The organism is Mesorhizobium sp. (assembly GCF_004962925.1).
Taxonomy (GTDB): domain Bacteria; phylum Pseudomonadota; class Alphaproteobacteria; order Rhizobiales; family Rhizobiaceae; genus Mesorhizobium.
The window spans coordinates 1-5,167 of sequence record NZ_SUEO01000310.1 but is presented as its reverse complement, the minus strand read 5'-3'; the positions used below and the strand labels follow the sequence as shown (position 1 = coordinate 5,167).

Genomic DNA, 5,167 nt, shown 5'->3' with positions numbered 1-5,167 from the left:
ACGAACGGTTCTCCGACATTGCCGACCGGCAAAGCCACCTCGCCGGCGAGCAGCGGATCGAGCAAAAAACTTTCGCTAAAATTCTGGGCAAACCATGCACAGCGCAGGATCGTCCAGTCGGCGCCTGAGGCTTTCAGCATCTCTTCGGCACGTTGCGCTTCCTTTTCGCCGCGTCCCGACAGCAGCACCAGCCGGCGCACACCGCGCTCCACGGCAAGGTTGGCGAAGGCGCCGACCGCTTCGGCCGCACCTGGCACCGCAAGGTCAGGATAGTAGCTGATGTAGACAGCCCCGATACCATCAAGTGCTGACACCCAGGTCATGTTGTTTTCCCAGTCGAAGGGCGGCGTGCCCGAGCGCGAGCCGATCCGTACCGGCAGGCCCTGCGCCGTCAGCCTATCCGCGAGACGACGGCCGGTTTTGCCGGTGCCGCCGAGGATCAAAGTTGGGTTTTTCGCTGTGTCGTTCATGGTGGTTCTCCTTTGCTTAAAAACATGAGTAATCCTCACATTTGCATAACGTGATAGACCCTCGTATTTTGTGAGTCAAGCCAGTTTGTTGGCCAATTTGTTGATCGTTCGTCAGGAGACAGTGATGGAAGGCTCGACCGTAGCGGGTTCGCAGGATGGCCAGATCGCATCGCCGCGCCGGGCGCCAAGCCAGCAACGCAGCCGCGAGCGGGTCGAGCGGATGTTGGCCGCCGCCTCCGCGCTGATCGCCGAGCAAGGCAGCGATGCCATGCGCATGGGCGAAGTGGCGAAACGGGCCGGTGTGTCGATCGGTTCGCTCTACCAGTTCTTCCCGGACAAGCGGGCGATCGTCTGGGCGCTGGCCGAGCGCCACACCGCCGAGAGCCAGGCCTGCATCTCAGCAGCGCTGGCAGATGTCAGCGACGCCGAAGGGCTGCGGCGTGCGTTTTCCGAACTGGTGGATATCTATTACGGGCTGTTCCTGGCGGAGCCAGTGATGCGTGACATCTGGTCGGGCACACAGGCCGACAAGGCGCTGCGCGAACTTGAGCTTGCCGACAGCCGGGCCAACGCCGAATTCCTCACCGCCGTGCTGAAGCGGCTGCGGCCCACCGCCGATCCGGCGGCGCTGGAAACGACGTCATTTCTCATCTGGCAGATGGGTGAAGCCACCATGCGGCTGGCGATCTCGGTCGGGCGGCAAGAAGGCGATGACCTAGTCGCCGCCTACAAGCGCATGGCGCTGCGTGAATTGGTCGGCGAATAGAGCCGCATTCCGGTAACAAAAAAACCCGCCACGAGGGCGGGTTCTTGATCTGCTAAAAGCCTGGGCTTAGAGGCCAAAACCTTCGAAACGCTTCTTGAACTTCGACAGGCGGCCGCCGCGGTCGAGCAGCGTCTGCTGGCCGCCGGTCCAGGCCGGATGGGTAGTCGGGTCGATGTCGAGGTTCATCGTGTCGCCTTCCTTGCCCCAGGTCGAACGGGTCATGTATTCGGTGCCGTCGGTCATGACGACCTTGATGGCGTGGTAGTCGGGATGGATGTCGGTCTTCATTGTGCTATTCCTGGTTCGCCGGCGCTGCTGACGGGCATAAAGCCTGCGTCGATGCGCCCCTTTTTAAAACTCGAAGCCGCAGCTATTGAGGAGCCACGGCTTCTAAAACGGTCGGCGAGCCTATACATCAGCCGGAATTGAATCACAAGGCCGCGGTAAGCGCATATTGAGGCGCATACCCAGAAGAGCCAGAGGAAACGGTCATGGCGCACACCAGCGGCGATGCAGACGAGCGTAGGCGCTCGCTCAAGCCGCTGCGGCGCCTGTTTCCCTACATCACCCGCTACCGGAAAATGGTCATTGGCGCGGTTGTCTCGCTGACCGTCGCGGCGGCGACGACGCTGGCGCTGCCGCTCGCGGTGCGGCGGATGATCGACCACGGCTTTTCCGCTTCCGATTCCAGTTTCATCGCCGAGTATTTCGCCATGCTGGTGGTGATGGCTGCCTTGCTCGCTGCGGCATCAGCCAGCCGCTACTATTTCGTCATCACGCTGGGCGAGCGCGTCGTCGCCGACATCCGCAGCGACGTGTTCCGCCATGTCACGACGCTGTCGCCGTCCTTCTTCGATACCGCCCAGTCGGGCGAGATCGTGTCGCGGCTCGCCGCCGACACCACGCAGGTGAAGTCGGCGGTCGGGGCCACCGCATCGGTGGCGCTGCGCAACGTGATCCTCGGCCTCGGCGCCGTGGCGATGATGGTCTTCACCAGCCCAAAACTGTCGGGCCTCGTCATCGCCGCCATCCCGGTGATCGTGCTGCCGCTGGTTGCCTTCGGCCGCTCGGTGCGGCGCAAATCGCGGCTGGCGCAGGACACGCTGGCCGACGCCACGGCCTATGCCAGCGAGCAGATCGGCGCGGTGCGCACGCTGCAGGCCTTCACCAACGAGAAGCTGGTCACCGGGCATTTTTCATCTGCCGTGGAAGCCGCGTTCGAGGCGGCGCGATCCTCGATCTTTGCCCGATCCTTCCTCACCTTCTTCGCCATCTTCATGATCTTTTCCTCGGTGGTGGCGGTGCTGTGGTTCGGTTCGCGCGATGTGCTCGAAGGCACGCTGTCGCCGGGCACGCTCGGCCAGTTCCTGCTCTATTCGGTGTTCGCCGCCGGCGCCCTCGGTGCGCTGTCGGAAGTATGGGGCGAGCTTTCCCAGGCGGCCGGTGCCGCCGAGCGACTGACCGAAATCCTCGCCGAGAAGCCCGCGATCCAAGCCCCCGCGAATCCGAAACGGCTGCCGGTGACAGCCAGGGGCGCGATAAGTTTCGACGACGTGTCCTTCTCCTACCCGGCTGGCCCCGACCGCGCCGCCGTCCACGGTCTGAGTTTCCAGGTAAAGCCCGGCGAGACGGTGGCGATCGTCGGCCCCTCGGGCGCTGGCAAGAGCACCGTCTTTTCGCTGCTTCTGCGCTTCTACGACCCCGAGACGGGCAAGATCATGATCGACGGCGTTAATGTGCGCGAGGCCGACCCCGTCGCCATACGTGAGCGCATCGCCATCGTGCCGCAGGACGTCACCATCTTCGCGGCCAGCGCGCGTGATAATATCGGCTTCGGCCGTCCGGATGCCAGCGACGCCGAGATCGAGGCGGCGGCCAAGGATGCGCTTGCCGACGAGTTCATCCTAAAGCTCGAAAAAGGCTATGACAGCCAGGTCGGCGAGCGTGGCGTGACGCTGTCCGGCGGCCAGCGCCAGCGTGTGGCGATTGCCCGCGCGATTCTGCGCGACGCGCCGATCCTATTGCTCGACGAGGCGACCTCGGCTCTCGACGCCGAAAGCGAGACGCTGGTGCAGACGGCGCTGGAAAGGCTGATGCAGGACCGCACCACCATCGTCATCGCCCATCGGCTGGCGACGGTGCTGAAGGCCGACCGGATCCTGGTCATGGATGGCGGCTGCATCGTCGAGGAAGGCACCCACCAGAGCCTCGTCGCCAAGGGCGGCATCTACGCGCGGCTGGCCAAGCTGCAGTTCGAAACCGGGGCGAGTGCTTTCAAAGGCGCTGCGGAGTAGGCCTTTCCACTGGCGTCAGTTCGCTTCGGCGTCCGAATAGGCGAAATTGTAGTTCCAAGTCGCGTTGTCGTTTATCTTCTTGAGGGATTTTAAATAGGGGCCGATGCTCTTGGCGGGAACCTGATCATTGATGGTCTTGAGAAACCAGTCGACCTGAAATTCGGTGGAGGTGCTCGTCCAACGAGCCTTGAATGCAACGTAGGGCGTGACGACGTCGTCATTGTCCTCGGGGCCTACGAAGTGGGCCTTCAGATTTCTGACGGTGCACCGGTGTCGTCGAAAGATCGGGCTGCCTAGCCAGATTGGCGCGCTCCTTTCGAGGAGTTCGGGCTCCGGCAGATACCTGATGCCGACATCCGATTTCAGAGCAAATTCCTTGGAGAGGTTATCGGCGTCGAGATCGTCTGCCGACAAATCGTAGGATTCGATTACCGAAACCAGATTCTTGTCGCGGCTGTCGTTCGTCACCAACGGCCCCAGGCTCTTCATTCCGGGATACTGGCGATTGTAATATTTGAGATAGTCGTCGGCGATCTTTGTGGGTGATTGCGAGACAAGCTTATAGCGCATGCTATCGGCATCTGCGCCCCAGTAGGTGGTGGTAACCGTCAGTTTGAGCGGCTCGCCTTTACGTTTTGGAAAGTCGAATACCTCGCTCACAAAGGTGGTCGGCTGGTAGAGATCCTTTCGGTCTATCTTTTCTATTCCCGCGTCGGCGACAATGGGCAACGCAAAGCAATAGTCGGGCGCTACAAGATTATCTGCTCTGCCCCCCTGCAGATAGTTGGTCGGGTCGATCCAGTACGTCTGGCTGTCGATGACGACCTTTACGATGACGTGGTCAAACGCTCTGGTCGTCGGAAGAATCGTGGCGAGAGCAAGCCCTTCATCAAGATCAGTGAGAGCCACATCCGCATGGATTCCCAGTCGCCGCAGGCTGGAGGCGAGAAGCAGCGCCTTGTCCTTGCAATCTCCGAAGCCGCTTGCCACCACTGTCGTCGGGCTACGCGGGATATAGGAACCACGGCCCATCGACAGGCTGACATAGCGGATGTTGTCCTGGACCAACCGCATTGCCTCGATCATCCTGTCTTCGGGCGCATCGTATTTGGCGGCAATGGCATCGAGCTTCGATGCGAAGTCTGCCGGCAGCTCCTGGTCGAGCCGATAATACGGAAGGACTGTGTCGACGATATCTTGCCATTTAGATGTCGAAGAGATTTCAATGGACGGATATGTGAGAAAGTCCGGTGGCAGATTTTCCTGCGATTTCACCGGGATCGGGTTGGCGCTTTGCCAAAGATAGGTGGTCGTTTCTCCGGTAGACTGGACATCCGGGCTCATGTCCGTCCTGATCTGTCGGAAATTCAGGGGCTGCACCGTTGGCCACATCACTCTTTCGCGGATTAGAGCGATCGGTTCATCCCAAGCCACGGCAAAGGAATGGAAAAGAAGACCCGTGCCGATGATCGGAGTTCTGACCGTGGTCTTGCCATAGTCGACGATGTCTCCGACGCGGACATCGTTGATGTTCACGTAAGCGGTAAGCCAACCATCGAAGAGGCCCTTCTCCGCATCCCTCTCGCGCCGAAACACGTCGAAATCAGCATCGGAAAGGTTCTGGATCACCACACCGT

5 protein-coding genes are annotated in these 5,167 nt (G+C 61.0%); 2 read left to right on the top strand and 3 right to left on the bottom strand.

All coding sequences use genetic code 11. The features are described from left to right. The coding region (locus E5W87_RS33585; RefSeq protein ID WP_292407701.1) for an SDR family oxidoreductase at positions 1–470 on the bottom strand (470 nt) is incomplete at its 3' end. A gap of 124 nt (positions 471–594) precedes the next feature. Here E5W87_RS33585 and E5W87_RS33580 point away from each other — a divergent pair. Then, complete coding sequence (locus tag E5W87_RS33580; protein WP_292407698.1) at positions 595–1,236, top strand: TetR/AcrR family transcriptional regulator; 642 nt, start codon at positions 595–597, stop codon at positions 1,234–1,236. A 66-nt stretch (positions 1,237–1,302) separates the two neighbouring features. Here E5W87_RS33580 and rpmE read toward each other — a convergent pair whose 3' ends face one another. Further along, on the bottom strand, positions 1,303–1,524 hold the full coding sequence (gene rpmE, locus E5W87_RS33575; RefSeq protein WP_077380693.1) for a 50S ribosomal protein L31: 222 nt from the start codon (positions 1,522–1,524) through the stop codon (positions 1,303–1,305). A 203-nt stretch (positions 1,525–1,727) separates the two neighbouring features. On the opposite strand from rpmE, the gene E5W87_RS33570 reads away from it, so the two are divergent. Then, on the top strand, positions 1,728–3,530 hold the full coding sequence (locus E5W87_RS33570; RefSeq protein WP_292407689.1) for an ABC transporter transmembrane domain-containing protein: 1,803 nt from the start codon (positions 1,728–1,730) through the stop codon (positions 3,528–3,530). 15 nt (positions 3,531–3,545) lie between these two features. Here E5W87_RS33570 and E5W87_RS33565 read toward each other — a convergent pair. After that, on the bottom strand, positions 3,546–5,167 hold a 1,622-nt coding region (locus E5W87_RS33565), incomplete at its 5' end, for a DUF3857 domain-containing protein (RefSeq protein WP_292407684.1).

Coding starts and splice junctions, on each gene's coding strand:
- E5W87_RS33580 (WP_292407698.1), top strand. CDS start 595: ATGGAAGGCTCGACCGTAGCGGGTTCGCAGGATGGCCAGATCGCATCG.
- rpmE (WP_077380693.1), bottom strand. CDS start 1,524: ATGAAGACCGACATCCATCCCGACTACCACGCCATCAAGGTCGTCATG.
- E5W87_RS33570 (WP_292407689.1), top strand. CDS start 1,728: ATGGCGCACACCAGCGGCGATGCAGACGAGCGTAGGCGCTCGCTCAAG.